General features: G+C 70.8%; 17 protein-coding genes. 13 read left to right on the top strand and 4 right to left on the bottom strand.

Translation table 11 applies throughout. The features are described 5' to 3' along the window. The 4 genes from ABGB14_RS42975 to ABGB14_RS42960 all read left to right on the top strand — a co-directional run bounded on the left by ABGB14_RS42975 (position 1) and on the right by ABGB14_RS42960 (position 4,188). Positions 1-945 carry a hypothetical protein gene (locus ABGB14_RS42975; RefSeq protein ID WP_347649649.1) on the top strand — a complete coding sequence of 315 codons (945 nt, stop codon included), beginning with the start codon at positions 1-3 and terminating at the stop codon, positions 943-945. Then, entirely contained in the window at positions 945-1,826 is an 882-nt protein-coding gene (locus tag ABGB14_RS42970; protein ID WP_347649648.1) for a radical SAM protein, read from the top strand. The genes ABGB14_RS42975 and ABGB14_RS42970 overlap by 1 nt, the downstream gene beginning before the upstream one ends. Positions 1,827-1,982: 156 nt before the next feature. Continuing rightward, entirely contained in the window at positions 1,983-2,651 is a 669-nt protein-coding gene (locus ABGB14_RS42965) for a TetR/AcrR family transcriptional regulator (RefSeq protein WP_347649647.1), read from the top strand. Positions 2,652-2,802: 151 nt separating this feature from the next. Next, on the top strand, positions 2,803-4,188 hold the full coding sequence (locus ABGB14_RS42960; RefSeq protein WP_347649646.1) for a tannase/feruloyl esterase family alpha/beta hydrolase: 1,386 nt from the start codon (positions 2,803-2,805) through the stop codon (positions 4,186-4,188). Here ABGB14_RS42960 and ABGB14_RS42955 read toward each other — a convergent pair. Continuing rightward, positions 4,181-5,074: a LysR family transcriptional regulator gene (locus ABGB14_RS42955; RefSeq protein ID WP_347649645.1), complete on the bottom strand. Its 894-nt coding sequence runs from the start codon at positions 5,072-5,074 to the stop codon at positions 4,181-4,183. The two genes, ABGB14_RS42960 and ABGB14_RS42955, sit on opposite strands and share 8 nt — an antisense overlap. Before the next feature lie 133 nt (positions 5,075-5,207). Here ABGB14_RS42955 and ABGB14_RS42950 point away from each other — a divergent pair, with 133 nt between their 5' ends. Both ABGB14_RS42950 and ABGB14_RS42945 read left to right on the top strand, forming a co-directional pair. Beyond that, complete coding sequence (locus ABGB14_RS42950; RefSeq protein WP_347649644.1) at positions 5,208-6,395, top strand: CoA transferase; 1,188 nt, start codon at positions 5,208-5,210, stop codon at positions 6,393-6,395. 18 nt (positions 6,396-6,413) lie between these two features. Next, positions 6,414-7,805: an SLC13 family permease gene (locus ABGB14_RS42945; protein ID WP_347649643.1), complete on the top strand. Its 1,392-nt coding sequence runs from the start codon at positions 6,414-6,416 to the stop codon at positions 7,803-7,805. Positions 7,806-7,945: 140 nt separating this feature from the next. Here ABGB14_RS42945 and ABGB14_RS42940 read toward each other — a convergent pair whose 3' ends face one another. Next, positions 7,946-9,481 carry a polysaccharide lyase family 1 protein gene (locus tag ABGB14_RS42940; RefSeq protein ID WP_347649642.1) on the bottom strand — a complete coding sequence of 512 codons (1,536 nt, stop codon included), beginning with the start codon at positions 9,479-9,481 and terminating at the stop codon, positions 7,946-7,948. A gap of 253 nt (positions 9,482-9,734) precedes the next feature. Here ABGB14_RS42940 and ABGB14_RS42935 point away from each other — a divergent pair, with 253 nt between their 5' ends. Together ABGB14_RS42935 and ABGB14_RS42930 are read left to right on the top strand one after the other, a co-directional pair. Next, complete coding sequence (locus ABGB14_RS42935; RefSeq protein ID WP_347649641.1) at positions 9,735-10,406, top strand: GNAT family N-acetyltransferase; 672 nt, start codon at positions 9,735-9,737, stop codon at positions 10,404-10,406. A 10-nt stretch (positions 10,407-10,416) separates the two neighbouring features. Beyond that, positions 10,417-10,542 carry a hypothetical protein gene (locus tag ABGB14_RS42930; protein ID WP_347649640.1) on the top strand — a complete coding sequence of 42 codons (126 nt, stop codon included), beginning with the start codon at positions 10,417-10,419 and terminating at the stop codon, positions 10,540-10,542. Positions 10,543-10,634: 92 nt separating this feature from the next. On the opposite strand, the gene ABGB14_RS42925 is transcribed toward ABGB14_RS42930, so the two are convergent. After that, the gene (locus tag ABGB14_RS42925; RefSeq protein WP_347649639.1) at positions 10,635-11,144 is read right to left on the bottom strand and encodes a CGNR zinc finger domain-containing protein; all 510 of its coding nucleotides are present in this window, start codon (positions 11,142-11,144) and stop codon (positions 10,635-10,637) included. 95 nt (positions 11,145-11,239) lie between these two features. Here ABGB14_RS42925 and ABGB14_RS42920 point away from each other — a divergent pair, with 95 nt between their 5' ends. Next, positions 11,240-12,109, top strand: a complete 870-nt coding sequence (locus tag ABGB14_RS42920; protein ID WP_347649638.1) for an alpha/beta fold hydrolase — start codon at positions 11,240-11,242, stop codon at positions 12,107-12,109. A gap of 111 nt (positions 12,110-12,220) precedes the next feature. After that, a complete protein-coding gene (locus ABGB14_RS42915) occupies positions 12,221-12,658 on the top strand; it encodes a glutaredoxin domain-containing protein (RefSeq protein ID WP_347649637.1) in 438 nt (145 codons plus the stop codon). A 44-nt stretch (positions 12,659-12,702) separates the two neighbouring features. On the opposite strand, the gene ABGB14_RS42910 is transcribed toward ABGB14_RS42915, so the two are convergent. Beyond that, entirely contained in the window at positions 12,703-13,593 is an 891-nt protein-coding gene (locus ABGB14_RS42910) for an NAD(P)-binding domain-containing protein (RefSeq protein ID WP_347649636.1), read from the bottom strand. A 28-nt stretch (positions 13,594-13,621) separates the two neighbouring features. Here ABGB14_RS42910 and ABGB14_RS42905 point away from each other — a divergent pair, with 28 nt between their 5' ends. The 3 genes from ABGB14_RS42905 (at position 13,622) to ABGB14_RS42895 (ending at position 15,211) form a co-directional block, all read left to right on the top strand. After that, positions 13,622-13,993 carry a helix-turn-helix domain-containing protein gene (locus tag ABGB14_RS42905; protein ID WP_347649635.1) on the top strand — a complete coding sequence of 124 codons (372 nt, stop codon included), beginning with the start codon at positions 13,622-13,624 and terminating at the stop codon, positions 13,991-13,993. Positions 13,994-14,097: 104 nt separating this feature from the next. Then, positions 14,098-14,331: a hypothetical protein gene (locus ABGB14_RS42900; RefSeq protein ID WP_347649634.1), complete on the top strand. Its 234-nt coding sequence runs from the start codon at positions 14,098-14,100 to the stop codon at positions 14,329-14,331. Between the two features lie 238 nt (positions 14,332-14,569). Beyond that, a complete protein-coding gene (locus ABGB14_RS42895; RefSeq protein ID WP_347649633.1) occupies positions 14,570-15,211 on the top strand; it encodes a class I SAM-dependent methyltransferase in 642 nt (213 codons plus the stop codon). The last annotated feature ends 48 nt before the right edge of the window (positions 15,212-15,259 follow it).

Below are 15,259 nucleotides of genomic sequence, written 5' to 3'. Positions count from 1 at the left end.
ATGTCCGTGCTGCCACCGGAGAGGCAGGCGATCGCCGCGATCGCGGACGCGGTCACGCGACTGGACCGGCGCACGGCGACGGTCCTGCTCGTGCGGCGCGGTGACGATCCGCTCTGGACCGGCCTGCCGGCAGCGCTACGGGAGCTGGGCATGGAGGTCGGCGATGTCCGGCTGCCCGCGCGGGACCGCTGCTGGGCGCCTCCCGCTCCGGACGGCCGCGGACGCCTGATCGCGGGCGGCCGCGCCTACGCCGCTGACGTGCTCATCTATCACGACCCCTTCGGCCCCGGGGGTGCCGGCGCTGACCTCCGGGCCCTCTACCGCCTGCTGGACTGCGGGATCAAAGTGGTCTTCGTCGACTTCCCGCACGGAATGACCTCCGCCGTGGCCGCCGATCCGCTGCGGAACGCCTACCTGAGCGCGCTGTCGGCCGACGTGGAGACCGTGGTCGCGGCCGGCGCGGAGTTGCGTGCCGTGCTCCAGGACAGCACACGGCTCAGGGTGCGATCGGGGAACGCGGAGGTTCTGGAGGTCAGCCGGCCGTTCGAGGTGAGGGACGATTTCACCTCCGCGCTCCTCGACGTTCCCGTGCTGCAACTGCCGTACGGAGAGGTGTGGGTCGTGGCTCCGCCGGAGTCGTTCGACGGAGCCGTCGAACTGTCCGTGGGCCGCGGCGGGCACGTACGCGCCCGGGTTCGTCGCGGACGGCTCTCCCCGGAGGAGGGCTTCGGGGCGTTGCCCGCGTTCGACGCTCCGATGGTGGAGCTCGGCATAGGCATCAACAAGGCAGCCCGCTGGCTCCCGCCCGTCACGTTGTTCGAAAAGAGCCATGGGCGGTTGCACGTGGGTTTCGGCGACAGCGGGCTGATCGGCGGCCGCCGCCGCGAACGGCTCCACTTCGACCTGCCGCTCTCCCGTGGCTCCTCCCTCGACAAGGAGTGGTGATGCTCACCCATCAGATGTGGATGGTGGCCGACCAGTGCAACCTGACCTGCACCTACTGCTATTTCGAGACAGGGGAGTACAGCTACACGCCCAGCCGGCTCGCGGCTTCCGACTACGACGGCTGGCTGCGGCGGTGCACGGCTCACCTGCCCGTCAGGAGCGTGGCGCTCACTGGTGGCGAACCCCTGCTCCGTCCGGACCTCGTGGAGCTGGCGGCAGTGGCGCGCCGGCACGTGGACACGGTCCGCGTCTTCACCAACGCCGTACGCGTGACCGACGAGATCGCCGAGGCGCTGTCGCGGCTGGGATGCGGCGCCGACGTGAGCATCGACCATGTGAGTTCTGACGCGGCCGACCAGGTTCGCGGTGGCACGAAGGCGACCCTGGCGGGCATCGAACGTCTCGACGCGGCGGGCGTGCCGCTGCAGATCGTCATGGTGGTGACCAGTCTCAACTGGAGGGAGGTCGAGGAGCTCGTACGCCGGGCGCGGGAGCGGAAATGGCAGGTCGAGCTGCTCGCGGTGTCGGTGCCGTCCCGCCATCCGCTCAGCATGAGCACCCTGACCCCCGCTGAACGCACCGAGCTGCTGCGCGTCATCGACGAGTCGGCGGACGCCTTCAAGAGCCGGGTCTATTTCGAGAGGCTGCGGCATTTCCTGATGTCCGGCCGGATCCCCATGATCCGGTCGTGCGTGACGGGCCAGGAAGGCGTGTTCGTGAATTCCGACGGCGAGCTCTGGGTCTGTGCCCATCGCGGTGACACGTCGCTGGGGAACGTCAGGGACGTGTCGCCGCGGGAGCTTCTTGCCGGCAAGGGCGCGGTGCTCGCGCGCCGCCCGGCTGGTCCCTGCGCGAGCACGGGATGCCTGTCGCTCACCTGATCGCGGGCTCGCCGCCCCCGGTGATCCGGGCGGACTGATCAGCCAGGCGGCTGGGCGCATGGTCGCTCGTAGAATGCTCGTGGCGGGGCAGGGCCGGCCTGTCGGGCGGGCGGCATCGAAACCATGCACCCGGAGTCGAAGGGGCGAGGGTCGCGGATGGCCAGACGGCAGGCCCGATTCACCGCACAGGACTTGGCGGACGATCCCCGGCTGCGAGACCATTCCCCCGGCCTGTGGAGGCAGGACCTGGGGGAGGTGCAGCGCCGCCTGTTGTCGTCGGCGGTGCGCTGCTTCGCCACGAACGGTTTCCACGCCACGACCACGCGCGACATCGCCGGGGGCGTCGGGCTCAGCCCGGCCGCCCTCTACGTGCACTTCCCCTCGAAGGAACTCGTCCTCTTCGAGATCATCCGGGTCGGTCACGAGCGGGTCCTGGAGCGCGTACGCGACCCGTCCATCCTGGCGGTGGAGAGCTCGGCGGACCGGCTGCGCGCCATCGTCTCGGCGTACACCGTGTGGCATGCCCGCCACCACGTGACCGCGCGGGTCTGCCAGATGGAGCTGAACTCCCTCACGGCCGAGCACTACGGCGAGATCGTGGAGCTGCGCCACCGGACCAACGGATACTTCCGGGAGGCGGTCGCGCGCGGCGTGGCCGACGGGACGTTCGCGCAGGTCGACGTCAGGCGGGTCACGCGCGCGATGTTGTCGCTCAGCATCGATCTGGTCCGCTGGTACCGCCTCGACGGCCCCGACTCGCCGGAGCAGCTCGGTGAGTTCTACGCCGGGCTCGCGCTGAAGCTGGTCACCCCTGCGGGCACGTAGGCCCCGCGCGCGCTGCGGAGGGTCACTGGTTGACAAGTGACCCTCCGCACCTGACTATGCGCTTAGTAACCTCCGTGATCAGACAAAAGGCCCCCATAGCGCCTTGAACCACGCCGGTCTGCGCATCGGACCGGACCCCAGGGAGTCGCACATGCCCCTTCTCCTTCGCAGATCTGCTGTCTTCTCGGCCCTGCTGGCCTCGCTCGTTGCGGTCCCTCTGGTGCCGGTGACGTCGCCCGCGCGGGCGGACACCCGCTGCTCCCGCATGGGCAAGGTCCACGTACCGGGCGCGCAACACCAGGTCGCCACCTGCCTGGACGACCTGACCACCGCCGGTACGGTCGCCTCAGGGCACACCGACGCCGCCGACTGGGCGGGGCTGCACGCGGCGGCCACCCGCAACCCGAGCGGCGTGCCGGGGATCCAGATCGACGGCTACTTCCCGGACGACTCCACGTCCAACCCCACCCACGGCTGGAACCACGACTCCCAGTTCGTGATCCGGCTGCCGAAGAAGTGGAACGGCGGGCTGGTGGTCGCGGGCGCGCCGGGAAACCGCCGCCAGTACGCCAACGACTTCACGATCTCCGACTTCGTGCTGGCCAAGGGCTACGCCTACGCCTCGACCGACAAGGGCAACGGCGGCACGGAGTTCTACAAGGACGGCAGGCGGCCAGGCGACGCCTACGTCGAGTGGTACCACCGGATGACCCAGATCACCGTCGCCGCCAAGGCCACCGTCGCCCGCCACTACCGCAAGCCGCTGCGCAGGACGTACGCGGCGGGCATCTCCAACGGCGGCCAGCTGGTGCGCTGGGCGCTGGAGAACCACCCCGAGCTGTACGACGGCGGCGTCGACGCGGAAGGCACGTACTGGCCGCCGGACAATGGCCCGAACGCGCTGGTCTACCTGCCGGTGGCGCTGCGCAACTACCCGAAGTACGCCGAGAACGGCGACCCCGAGGCGCACGCCGCGATGCTGCGGGCCGGTTTCGCCCCCGGCTCGGAGTTCCTGTGGGAGTTCAACTACCGCAACATCTGGGACGGCACGCAGCGCCGCGCCCGCGAGGAGATCGACCCGGAGTACGACGGCGACCTGGAGGCGGGCATCCCGTTCTGCGAGAGCGGCACGCCCAACTGCGACGCCGACTACGACTACTACGCGCGCCCGAAGAGCGTGCACAAGGTGGTGCGGCGGGCCTCGATGAGCGGCCGCATCGGCAAGCCGCTGATCACCGTGCACGGGACGCTGGACACTCTGCTGCCGATCGCGGTCCACGGCGACCCGTACGCCGAGCTGGTGCGCAAGCAGGGCAGGGCTGCCCTGCACCGCTACTACAGGATGGAAGGCGCCTCCCACCTGGACATCGAGTACGACATGTTCCCCGACCGGATGCGGCCGCTGCTGCCCTGCATGCGGACGGCGTTCGAGGCCCTCGAACGCTGGACGGCCCACGGCGGCCACAAGCCCCCGCCCAGTGCCACCATTCCCCGCCAGACCTCCGGGGACGTGGTCAACACCTGCTCCATCAGCTGACCGGGCCGCCGGCCAGCTCGCCGGCCCTGGCGCGGATGAGCCGCTGGACGATGAGGGCCGACGGCGAGGGCCGGCTGTCCTGGCGCTGGGTCAGGCACAGGTGGACGGGCTGCGCGTCGGAGATGGGGAGCCAGACCAGGTCGGTGATGTCGGCCGAGGTGTCGAAACCGGCGAGGACGCCGAGGCCGACGCCCTGGCCGACCATCACCTTGACGGTCCGCGCCGACATGGCCTGCACGACGACGTCCGGGGCCGCCACGTGCCGGTGCAGCGTCTCCCACATCACGGTGCCCGCCCGCATGGTGACGATGGGCCACGTCTCGAGATCACGCCAGTGGATCTGCTCGCGCCCGGCCAGCGGATGGTCGGTGCGCGCGTACGCCCCGAGGGGCGCGGAGATGAGCGGGATCCGGCGCAGCCCCGGCGCCGCCGGGGCCAGCGGTGTGGTGATCACCCCGAAGTCCAGCGCGCCGTCCAGCACGGCGGTCTCGACGGCCGACGACGCCCCCTCGCGGACGGCGAAGCGCAGCCCCGGATGGTGCCGGCGCAACCGGCCCACGACCGGCGCGATGATGGTCTCGACCGTCACCGTGACGCCGCCGATCTGCACCCGGCCGCGGTAGGCGCCGCTCGACCGCATCGCCGACTCGCGCACCGCCTCCTCGGCCTCCACCAGCCGGCGCAGCGCCTCGATCAGGGCCTGGCCGGCGGGGGTCGGGCGCACGCCGTGCCGGCTGCGGGTGAGCAGGACGACGTCGAGATCCTCCTCCAGCAACGCGATCTGCTGCCCGACCGTGGGCTGGCTGACGCCGCACCGGGCGGCCGCCGCGCGCAGCGATCCCGTCTCGACGGCGGCCAGGAAATAACGTGCCCGTTCCACCCGCACCGCGCCACCATAAAGGCAAAACCTTCCACCTGTGAACTCCATCCATGTCTTCCCCGCACGCCGATGGCACGGCATGGTGACGACAGTCACATCGATCCCGCTACCGACGCTCCCCAGGTGAAAGGAATATCCAGTGGCCAACGGTCCGCTCAGCGGAGTGCGCGTCCTGGACGTGTCGACGATCCTGGCCGGCCCTCTGGCGTCCTCGCTGCTCGGCGAGTTCGGCGCCGAGGTGATCAAGGTCGAGCACCCCGCCACCGGCGACCCGGCGCGCCACTACCCGCCACTGGAGGACGGCGAGTCGGCCGCCTGGGCGATGCTCGGCCGCGGCAAGCGCAGCGTCACGATCGACCTGCACCACGCCGAGGCGGCCGGTCTGGTCGGGCGGCTGGCCGCGGCCGTGGACATCGTGGTGACCAACTTCCGCCCGGCGACGCTGCGCCGGTTCGGCATCGACTTCGACGACCTCAGGGCCTACCGGCCGGATCTGGTGATGGTCCAGGTGAGCGCGTTCGGCCGCACCGGCCCGTACGCCGACCGGCCCGGCTTCGCCCGCGTCGCGGAGGCGTTCGCGGGTCTGACCTACCGCACGGGCGCCCCGGAACGGCCGCCGCTCTTCGCCGGCTATCCCGTGGCCGACGGCGTCACCGGCATCTACGCCGCGTTCGCCGCCATGCTCGCGCTGCGCCAGCGCGACCTCACCGGGCAGGCGCAGCTGGCCGACATCCCCCTCTACGAGCCGCTGCTTCGGATGATGGAGGACTTCATCGTCGAGTACGGCGCGACCGGCGAGAACCGCGAGCGCCAGGGCAACCAGAACCCGCACATCAGCCCCAACGACCTCTACCGCACCCGTGACGGCCGCTGGCTGGCCCTGCCCGCCTCGACCGAGCAGATGTGGCGCCGGCTGGTCAAGGTCATGGACGCCCCGGACCTCGCCGTACACGACTCCATGACCGCCCGGCTGGAGCACCGCGAGCAGATCGAGGCGCGGGTCGCCGCCTTCGTCGCGGCGCACGACCTGGAGCCGCTGATGGCGCTGCTCGTCGACGCCGGCGTGGCCGCCGGGCCGGTGAACTCGGCGGCCGACATCTGCGCCGACCCGCACATCCGCGCCCGCGGCTCGGTGGTGGAGGTGCCGGACGACAGGACGGGCCGCCCGCGGCTCATGCAGGCGCCCGCCGGACGCTTCTCCGGCTTCGACGCCACGATCGGCCGCACCGCGCCGGCCCTCGGCGAGCACACCGCCGAAGTCCTGCGCGACCTCGCCGGGATCGAGGAGCAAGAGATCCATGACCTGCGCCACCGAGGAGTGGTCTGACCGAGAAAGAGCGTGCTCATGACCGTCGCGACTCTGTCCATCATCGTGCTGGCCGCCCTGCTCGCGGCGACCCTGATACCCGGCTTCGACCTCGGGCTGGGCGCCCTGGCGGCGGCGTTCATCCTCGGGCTCGCCGCCGGCGTGCCGGCGAACGACGTGACGGGGTTCTTCCCGGCCGACTTCTTCGTGCTCATCGTGGGCGTGACCGCCCTGTTCGCCGTCGCCCAGCGCAACGGGACCCTCGACTGGTTACTGGACCTGCTGCTCCGGCTGGCGGGCGGCCGGCTGGTGCTGATCTCCCTGGTTCCCTTCGCCATCGGCGCCGTCCTCACCGCCGCCGGCACCCTGCCCGCGGCCGCGACCGCCATCGTCTCGCCGATCGCCCTCGGGTTCGCCGCGCGGTACCGGACCTCGCCGCTGATCGCCGCCGTCCTGGGCGTCACCGGGATCATCAGCGGGCTGCTGTCGCCGCTCGCCGTCTACGGCGTCACCGCACGCGAGCTGAGCACCAAGCTCGGCATCGGCCTGCCCGGCTCGGGCCCGGTGGCCTTCCTGTCCGGCGGGCTGCTCGCCGGCCTGGTGGTGTGCGCGGGCCTGCTGGTCGTCGGCCTGTGGAGCGGCGGCATCCCACGCGGCCGGGCCGCGGTCTCCGCCACGGCCCACCCTGCCGGGCCGGGCGCCACCGTCCAGGACCCGGGACCGGGCACCGCCGCGCCGGAGCCGGCCGGCACGGCATCCCCGGAGCCGGAGCCGGAGCCCGCGTCCGGCGGTGGCGGCACCCGGACGGCGACGGTCGCCGCACCCGCGCCCGCCACCCCGCAGACGCGACCCGGAGCCCGTGGCTTCACCCTGCTGTGCATGCTCGCCGTCGTCGCCCTGTCCGTCGGCTTCGACATGAACGTGGGCTATCTCGGCCTGACCGCCGCGCTGGTCCTGCAACTGGTGTTCCGGCTGCCGGTCGACGCGATCGTGTCCAGGATCCCGTGGAACGTGGTCCTGCTGATCGGCGGCCTGCTGACGTACGTGGGCCTGATGCAGCACCTGGGGGCGTTCAAACAGATCAGCGACCTGCTCACGATCGAAGGGTCGCCGCTCCTCAGCCTGCTGGTGCTCTGCTACATCGCCGGCGTCACGTCCTTCGCCGCCAGCTCCATCGCGGTGTTCGCGACCGTCATGCCGCTGCTGCCCCCGCTGGTGGCCGCCGGCGTCTCCCCGGTCGGCGGCGTGCTCGCCCTCGCCCTCGCGTCGGTGCTGGTCGACATCAACCCGCTCGGCATCACCGGCGGCCTCATCCTCGGCGCCGCCGAGCCCTCGGTCCGGCCGCGCCTGTTCCGCCAGCTGCTCACCTACGGCCTCGTCTCGATCGTGGTCGCACCTCTCCTCGCCTGGCTCGCCTTCGCCTGGTGGTGAAGGGTGCGGTCCGCCTGGCCCGGCTCGCCTGGAGGTGTCCCCCTGGTGTCGGAAGATCACGACACCAGGGGGACACGCTTCGCGTTCGGTGTACGGAGCGGTCTCCGGTTCCGGGACGTTCCGTGGATCAGCAGACGGAGCTACGAGGCGTAGGTCTCGAACTCGGCGACCCTCGGCGTGCCGTTCGCGCCGGTGATCCTGAAGGTGATCTTCTTCAGCGAGGTCGGGGTGAAGGTGATGGCGCCCGCCCCGCTGCCGGACTTCAGGACGGCCCCGGTGTCGTGGTTGACGAGCTGCCAGGATCCGATGGCGCCCGAGGAGCCTGACGCCTCGCGGATGACGACCCTGCCGACCGTCGTGGCGGAGCCCCACTTGACCGAGATGTCACCGGTCGAGCCGGAAGGCGACCAGTAGGTGCTCATGTCGCCGTCCCGCACGTTGCCGTAGCTCGTCCCGCTTGCCTTGCTGGAGCCGTCGGAGCCGGCTCCGATGCTGAGGTTGGTCCCGCTGGGCGGCGGCGTGGTCGGCGGGTCGGTGGGATCGGTCGGGGGCGTCGTGGGCTCCTGCGGGTCGGAGCAGTTGCCGGGCGACACCAGCATGCCCTTGTTGGCGCCGGCCGTCTGCTGGACGACGTCCGGGACGCAACCGGCCTGGTCGAGGCTGTAGGAGTAGGGGATGCTGACCGAGGTGTTCGACTGCGGGTCGGGGCCGGCGGGGTTGTTCTCGTCGCCGCGGCTCGACCAGGTCACGTTGTCGAAGATGTTGCCGCCGACCTGCCAGTAGCCGGCCTCGTCGGTGTAGAAGGTGCCGAGAACGTCCTTGGAGTCCTCGAAGTAGTTGTTGTCCACCCTGGCGCGGCCCCCGGCCCGGGAGTTGATGCCGGATTCGTGCAGGTCCACGTAGTGGTTGTTGTAGATGTGGGCGATGCCGCCACGCAGCAGGGGGGTGCGGGAGTCGATGTTCTCGTACCGGTTGTGGTGGAAGGTGACGTAGCCGTTCGAGCGGTCGCTCTCGCTGGACCCGATGAGCCCGCCGCGGCCGGAGTTGCGCAGGATGCTGTAGGACAGGGTCACGTACTGGGTGTCGTTCTTCATGTCGAAGAGGCCGTCGAAGCCTTCAGACTCCCCGCCCGAGGCCTCCAGGGTGGCGTGATCGACCCAGACGTTGCGGACGCTGCTCTCCATGCCGATGGCGTCGCCGCCGTTGGACGTGGGCGAGCCCGACTTCTTGACGTTCCGGATGGTCACGTTCTGGATGATGATGTTGCGGGCCTCGCGGATGTGGATGCCCAGCTGGTCGAAGACGGCCCCGTTGCCGACGCCGATGATCGTGACGTTGCTGATCTGCTTGAGCTCGATCACGTCGTCGGCGGTGTTGCAGCTGTCGCCCGACACCTTGCTGGTGTTGCCGTGGTTGATGGTGCCCTCCACCTCGATGGTGATCGGGGTGGAGCTGCTGGCCCGGTTGCACAGCGCCGCGTGGATCGCGGTGCCGGTGGTGGCCCGCACCGTCTGCCCGCCCGCACCGCCGGTGGTCCCGCCGTTGCCGGTCGCGTAGCCGGTGGCGCTGCCGGCCGCCGCCGAGGCCTGGGTCACCGGTAAGGTCACACCGACCGCGGCCGCGGTGGCCAGCGCGGCCAGCGCCGCATGGAGTCGCAGCGCGACTGCTCGTCTCATCTCGTACCACCTTCGTCGTCGTGGACGCCCACACCGTAGGAAAGCGCTTTCCGCCTGTCAATGAAGGGTGAAACTTTCACGCCGTACCGGCCCGCCCCGGTCACGGCCGGGCGGGCGGGCGATGGCGAGGACCGGCGCATGGACGCCGATGCCATCGCCGTCAGGAAAGGTGCAGGAAGGTGCAGAAACGTTCGTCGAAATGCTCGCGCGTTCTTGCGGACGCGCCGCCGCCCGTCGTGGGACGCTGTGCCGCATGGCAGATCCGCCACCGGCCGGCGCCGCCGGCGTCCGGTTCACCACGCGCCTGCGGCTGGAGCCGGCCGGCCCCGCTCACGCCTCCGACCTCTGGCTCGTGCACGGCGACGAGGAGGTCTGGCCGTGGTACGGCGCCGGCAGGCCGAGCTTCGAGCAGGCGGAGGAACGGGCGAGGTTCATGGGTGACTCGTGGCGCCTCCACGGTGTGCACAAATGGGTCGCCTACGACCGCGTGAGCGGCCAGGTCGTCGGCCGCGGCGGACTTTCGCGCACGCCGGTCGACGACGACTGGGGTCAGCTCTACGCGTTCCTTCCGGCGGAGCCGTGGGTGCGCGACGCGCACGAGGCCCGCCACCCGTTCGTGGCGCACGCGCACTGGCTCGAGATCGGCTGGGCGCTGCGGCGGGAGTTCTGGGGGCGCGGGTACGCCTCCGAGATCGGCCGCGCCGGGCTGGCGTTCGCGTTCGACGTCCTCGGGGCGCGAGCGGTGGTGTCGTGCACGGCCCGCCACAACGGGCGTTCACGAGCGGTGATGGAGCGCATCGGCATGCGGTACGCGGGCGAGATCCGCACCCGCGGCCCGGTCGAGGGGATGCGCGGAGAGCAGGACGACGCGCCGTACGCGGTGTGCGTGCGGCTACGCGACCCCGGCGCGGCCGGAAACGGATGAGCCGCTGGTAGTGGCGCCTGCGGGGTGCTGCTGCCGGGCGATCGCGCGCGTACGCGACGAGTTGGGCGAGGTCGACACCCAGGATCCGGCGCAGGTCGGCGCCGCGCTGCACGAATGGTTCGCTCGCACGCTGTAAGGAGGCGGCGCGGCGTTATTTCTGATCGCGACGTCGCGCTGGGCGGTCCCCGATGGTTCGAAGGCCGCGGCGTGGCCTGGCGGCGGCTCCTTTCAGCCGGCCGGCGGCTGGTGCGTGCGCTGATAGTGCCGCCGCGCCTTCATCCGGTTGCCGCACACGGCCATCGAGCACCAGCGTGCCCGGTTGGTCTTGCTGCGATCGAGGAGGAACAGCCTGCACTCGCTGTTGGCGCAGGGCCTCAGCCGCCCGGGCCGGGTCCGCTCCAGCGCGTCCCAGGTCAGGATCACCCTGACGCTCATCGCCCGCCCGGCTGGGACGTCGAGTGACCATTCCACGCCCCGCTCCGACATGGCCGGGCGGTAGGTGGCGCCTTCGAGGAAAGGCCCCAGCGCGCTGCCCGGCAGGTCGCCGCGGAGAATCTCCTGCAACGCGTCCCTGACCTGCCGGACGGCGTCGCGTTCCGGCGATGACCCGTCGCCTCCACGTTGCCGCAGCCAGGTGCGCGCCTCGGCCGGATCGGCGAGGAGGTCCTGGTGGATCCCGTCGACGACCGGAGTGCTGTTGAGCAGGTCCAACAGCACGTCTTCGTCCGCCCATGTCATCGTCTCGAACATTGCCTAACCCCTGATTGCTGCTTGACAGGTTATAGCCGCTTCTGCTTCAGTCTAACCATTCAATCAGATCAAAGGGGTTAGTTATGGCGAACGTCCACCACCGTTACGCGACCGTGCAGGGCCGGCGGCTGTTCTACCGCGAAGCCGGACCCGCGGACGCGCCCGCCATCGTCCTGCTGCACGGCTTCCCGACCAGCTCGTTCATGTTCCGCGAGCTCATCCCGGCACTGGCCGACCGCTACCACGTCATCGCCCCCGACCACCTGGGGTTCGGGCTGTCCGACGCGCCGCCGGCCGAAGACTTCGACTACACCTTCGACGCGCTCACCGGGCTGACGTCGGGCCTGCTCGACCAGCTCGGCATCTCCCGCTACGCCATCTACGTGCAGGACTACGGCGCCCCGATCGGCTGGCGGCTCGTCCTGGACAACCCGGACGCGATCACGGCGGTCATCACCCAGAACGGCAACGCCTACGAAGCCGGTTTCGTCCCCAGCTTCTGGACCACCGTCTGGGACTACCACCGCGAACAGACACCCGAGACCGAAAAGGCCGTCCGGCAGGCGCTCACTCTGGACGCGATCCGCTGGCAGTACCTCACCGGCGTGCCCGACGAGACCCTCGTCAGCCCCGACACCTGGCACCACGACGTCGCCCTGGTCTCCCGCCCCGGCAACGACCGCGTCCAACTGGCCCTGTTCCTGGACTACGCCACCAACCCGCCGCTCTACCCCCGCCTGCACGAAGTCCTGCGCGAACGACGGCCACCGCTGCTGGCCGTCTGGGGCGAGGGGGATGAGATCTTCGGCCCCGACGGCGCCCGCGCCTTCGCCGCCGACGTGCCCGAGGCTGAGATCCACCTCCTCGAAGGCGGCCACTTCCTCCTGGAGAGCGCCCTCGACGAGGTGGCGCGGCTGATCAGGGATTTCCTCGGCCGGAACCTGCGCGCCTGATACCTGCCGGCAACCCCGGACACGGGCGGCGCCATGCGCTTGATGCGAGCGATGGGACGTGCGACCACCTCGGCATCCGTCGGCTTTCGAGTCACCGATAGCCTGCGTCACATGAACCGCGCATGGGTCCTGCCGACGGTGCTCGCGGTCTGCGGCACGCTGGTGGCGGTCGCCCTGGTGTCCAGGGGTGCTCCCGGCGCGGCCGTCGCGCTGTTGCTGGTGTACGGGCTCCTCGCAGGGCTGCACTCGTCGCTGGCCTTCCCGCGGCCGATCGCCGCGGCGGAGGCAGAACGCCGCAGCGCGGTCGACGGCCGGCCGATCGTCTACTGGAGGCCGGGGTGCAAGTACTGCCTGCGGCTGCGGATCCGGCTGGGCCGCGGCGCCCGCCGGGTGCACTGGGTCGACATCTGGCGTGACCCGGCCGGCGCGGCGGCGGTGCGGGCGGCCAACAACGGTGACGAGACCGTGCCGACCGTTGTGGTGGCGGGCCGGGTGCACGTCAACCCCGATCCTGCATGGGTGCGCGGGCAGCTACCCCCACCTGCGTGATCGGTGGCGAGGTCGTCAGCGCGTAGCGGTGTGCCCGAGGCCCCTCACGGAGGGTTGAGGATGTCGGTGGTCCGGAGGAACCCGTCGGTGCCGTACCCCCGTCCGATGGCGCGGCGCGCCAGCCCTTCGGCCGCGCGCATCACGCCCGCGTCGATGCCATGGGACTCCGAGACGTGGACGATATGGGCCATGGACGACACCGCCGACGTGATCGGGTTGATGTCGTCGGAGAACCTGCCGTGGTCGACATCCTCCGCGGCCTGGTCGAACATCGGCGGAAGGATCGTGCCGATGCCCTTGGCGAACGGTGCCAGTTCCCGCGCGGTGACCCCCTCAGCCCTGGCCACCGCCAGCGCATGTGCGTAACCTGCCATCGCGGTCCAGAAGATGTCGAGCAGGGCGATGTCGTACGCGGCCGCCCTGCCGACGTCCTCGCCGAGGTGGGTGTGGGCGCCGCCGAGGGCGTCCAGCGTCGGCCGGTGCTCGCGGTAGAGCTTCTCGGGGCCGCTGTGGAGGAACACCCCGGCGGGCGTGCCGATGGTCGTGGTCGGCGTCATGATCGCACCGTCCAGATACCCGATGCCGTGCTCGGCCGCCCAGGTCGCGGTGTCCCGGGCTCGGTCGGGGGTGTCGGCGGTCAGGTTCACGAGTGCGCGCCCGCGGAGCGCGTCGGTGACCGCGGCACGCCGCACGATGGCGTCCACCGCGTCGTAGTTCACCACGCAGACCACGGTCAGACTGCTCGCACCGACCGCTTCCTCGGGTGATCGAGCGCTGACCGAGCCCCGCTCGACGAGGTCCCGCTGCTTGCCCGGCGTCCGGTTCCAGACCGTGGTCCGTACGCCGGCCTCCAGGAAGGCGCCGGCCAGGGCCCGGCCCATCGGCCCCAGGCCGAGCACGGTGACGGCAGACTGGGCAGTGTTGTGTGAGGTCATGCTGCAACTCCATGGCAATGAGTGAACGGTGACGAAGGGGATGGCGATGACGCGCAGCCGCGCTCAGGACCCGAACGTGTGCGGCGTGACCGCGGCGATCGCGGTCATCGACGGCAAATGGAAAACGGCATTGCTCTGGCTCCTCGAGTCCCGCCCGCACCGCCCCGGCGAGCTCCGCAGGCGGCTGCCGGGACTCACCGAGAAGGTGCTGACTCAGACGCTGCGGGAGATGGAGGCCGACGGGCTGGTCCACCGGGAGGTGTACGACGTACGGCCGCTGAAGACGGTGTACTCGCTGACCTCGTTCGGCCGTGAGCTCTCCGAAGTGCTGGAGCCGCTTTCCGATTGGGGCCATCGTCGCCTGGAACAGCTGGCCGAGCCGTCCCACGCGGTTTCCTGAGACACGGCCGGCCTCCCCGTCCCGTCTGGCTGTCTAGGGCCTTTTCGGCCCGCACGACCAAGCTTCGGCCCGGCCCGCCCCGCTCGACAAGTACCCACAAAAAGGTGGCTATCGCAGCGCTGGCGTTCTTCGTGTTCCCCGATGTGACGCGGTTCGCCGGCGTGCGCCCGCCGGGCGCGCTCCACCAGGCCGTGCACCGCGTGTGGATCCCCCTCGCCGTGCTGGTCGGCTACACCTTCGGGCCGGTCGTGTGGCCGCCGCTCTTCACGGCCGGTCTGGGCTGGCTCACCCGCGTCGCCCTCGATCGCACGCTCGGGCGCGGGCTCGCCTCCTCGTGACGTGAGGGCGGGCCGCTGAACCGCGGTGGCGGACCCGCCACCGGATCCCCGTACGGCGACCGCCCCGTGACGTCCCCCGGGCCTGCCTGCAGCTGCATGCCGTCGGTTCCGTCCCCGGTGGCGTCGATACGGCATGGACCGCCGCTCTTCCCGTGAACTCCAGGCTGGACAACTGTCGTGCCGAACTGTATATCTAGATGTCGTCTCTAGTAATCAACTCTAGAAACAGGGAGCAGTGATGGATCTGGAACGCGCGGCGTGGTCGTACTTCAGCCAGGGAAGGGACGACGACGATGGCAGGGAGATCGCCGTCAAGGAGATGTTGCAGGCCTACTACATGTCCGGCAGGCCACCGTGGGACAGCGGCATCCCGGCTCCCGAGCTGGTCGACACCGTGGAGGGGCCGGATGCGCTGCCGCCCGGGCGGGCGCTCGACCTGGGCTGCGGCACCGGCACGAACGCCGCCTACCTCGCCCGCCACGGCTGGGACGTGGTGGGCGTGGACCTGATCGACCGCGCCATCGAGCAGGCCAGGACCAAGGCCGACGCCGCCGGCCGGCAGGCGAAGCTGCTCTGCGGCGACGTGACCCGGCTGGACGAACTCGCCGTCGGTGACGGGTTCAGCCTGTTCTTCGACCTGAGCTGCTACTGCGGCATTCCCCACCACCGTCGGGACGCCTACGCCGCCGGGATCACCCGTCGTGCCCTGCCAGGAGCGCGGCTGCTGATGTTCGGGTACGGCCCGGAGGGCTTCGACGACGGCTGGAGCGGTGTCACCGCCGATGAGCTGCGTACGCGCTTCACCGGCTGGGACCTGACCGACGTCACGCCCGGCACCAACGCCGTGCCGACATACTGGTTCACCCTGCACCGCCGGTGACCGACCGCGCGGCACCCGGCCTTCGAGCCCGAGAAGTCGCGGCCCTGG

It is taken from the genome of Nonomuraea sp. B10E15 (assembly GCF_039871615.1).
Taxonomy (GTDB): Bacteria; Actinomycetota; Actinomycetes; order Streptosporangiales; family Streptosporangiaceae; genus Nonomuraea.
This window is presented reverse-complemented; position numbering and strand designations above follow the sequence as displayed.

What these genes read in the sequence shown, in the direction of transcription:
- ABGB14_RS42920 (WP_347649638.1), top strand. Translation starts at nt 11,240, where the DNA reads ATGGCGAACGTCCACCACCGTTACGCGACCGTGCAGGGCCGGCGGCTG.
- ABGB14_RS42945 (WP_347649643.1), top strand. Translation starts at nt 6,414, where the DNA reads ATGACCGTCGCGACTCTGTCCATCATCGTGCTGGCCGCCCTGCTCGCG.
- ABGB14_RS42935 (WP_347649641.1), top strand. Translation starts at nt 9,735, where the DNA reads ATGGCAGATCCGCCACCGGCCGGCGCCGCCGGCGTCCGGTTCACCACG.
- ABGB14_RS42925 (WP_347649639.1), bottom strand. Translation starts at nt 11,144, where the DNA reads ATGACATGGGCGGACGAAGACGTGCTGTTGGACCTGCTCAACAGCACT.
- ABGB14_RS42965 (WP_347649647.1), top strand. Translation starts at nt 1,983, where the DNA reads ATGGCCAGACGGCAGGCCCGATTCACCGCACAGGACTTGGCGGACGAT.
- ABGB14_RS42915 (WP_347649637.1), top strand. Translation starts at nt 12,221, where the DNA reads ATGAACCGCGCATGGGTCCTGCCGACGGTGCTCGCGGTCTGCGGCACG.
- ABGB14_RS42910 (WP_347649636.1), bottom strand. Translation starts at nt 13,593, where the DNA reads ATGACCTCACACAACACTGCCCAGTCTGCCGTCACCGTGCTCGGCCTG.
- ABGB14_RS42975 (WP_347649649.1), top strand. Translation starts at nt 1, where the DNA reads ATGTCCGTGCTGCCACCGGAGAGGCAGGCGATCGCCGCGATCGCGGAC.
- ABGB14_RS42970 (WP_347649648.1), top strand. Translation starts at nt 945, where the DNA reads ATGCTCACCCATCAGATGTGGATGGTGGCCGACCAGTGCAACCTGACC.
- ABGB14_RS42960 (WP_347649646.1), top strand. Translation starts at nt 2,803, where the DNA reads ATGCCCCTTCTCCTTCGCAGATCTGCTGTCTTCTCGGCCCTGCTGGCC.
- ABGB14_RS42940 (WP_347649642.1), bottom strand. Translation starts at nt 9,481, where the DNA reads ATGAGACGAGCAGTCGCGCTGCGACTCCATGCGGCGCTGGCCGCGCTG.
- ABGB14_RS42895 (WP_347649633.1), top strand. Translation starts at nt 14,570, where the DNA reads ATGGATCTGGAACGCGCGGCGTGGTCGTACTTCAGCCAGGGAAGGGAC.